Below are 837 nucleotides of genomic sequence, written 5' to 3'. Positions count from 1 at the left end.
GCGCCGATGATTTTCATCGGCGTTTTTTTATCTGCAGTTTTATCCTTGGTGGCACATGTGGCCAATACCGACGGGCATTGGTTGAATAGCGTAATCCGTCCTAGTCTCCACACCGCTAATTCCGTTATGCTGTCGTCCTGATTTTGTCTCCCTAGGTGAGTTTCTTGAAAACCTATCAATTTACACGGCAGCATTTTGCTAGCTATCTGATGGCGCCACTGCTGTTATGGCTCCTTTGTTCAATCGCGTGGGTGCAGTTGGCGCTGGACTCAGTCCCCGACAGTTTGCGTGGAAAAGCGTTATTTTTAGTGGCGGCGGCGCTGGGGGCTTTAGCTTGGCTGTTTGCACGATTTTTCCGGTTTGTCAGTGCGCCTAAAGTCATAGCGTTTGATTTTACTGAACTGCAGCTGCGTATTGACGGCAATGCTTATCGTCTTGATGAGCTGAAATATTGTTTGATTACACAAAATCATAAGGCATTCAAAATTGCGTTAGAACTGACGCGTAAACCTGCTTATGCCAGCCATGCGATTATCAAATCACCACAGCTATATGAGTTGCAGGGTACGGTGGATGAGTTAAGCGCGGAGATTGCCAAGACAGACAATATCGAGCTATATGTTCCGGTTATGGCAAAGCCAAAAGGCAATTGAGTCATAATCGTGGTCAATGTGCGTACTTTAATGCAGGGCGATTTGTAAAGAGCAGTACAAAAGTGTTGCAAATATAAATGAGAACTATTATCGTTAATGTGCGTTCCAAAACTCATTCCAGACGGTAGGGTTGCTCCAAATTCTCCTCTCGTGTGGTGTTCCTGAGTTTGCATAGCACGACATT

The 837-nt window shown here is 45.5% G+C and carries 1 protein-coding gene; it reads left to right on the top strand.

Going from position 1 to position 837, the window contains the following annotated elements:
* Positions 1-164 precede the first annotated feature (164 nt).
* Positions 165-653 (top strand): hypothetical protein, encoded by a 489-nt coding sequence (locus HR45_RS18890; protein WP_037445936.1) that lies wholly within the window; start codon positions 165-167, stop codon positions 651-653.
* Positions 654-837 lie beyond the last annotated feature (184 nt).

The organism is Shewanella mangrovi, assembly GCF_000753795.1.
GTDB lineage: Bacteria > Pseudomonadota > Gammaproteobacteria > Enterobacterales > Shewanellaceae > Shewanella > Shewanella mangrovi.
Note: the sequence above shows the minus strand (reverse complement) of the source record. Positions and strands in the feature narration are given on the sequence as shown.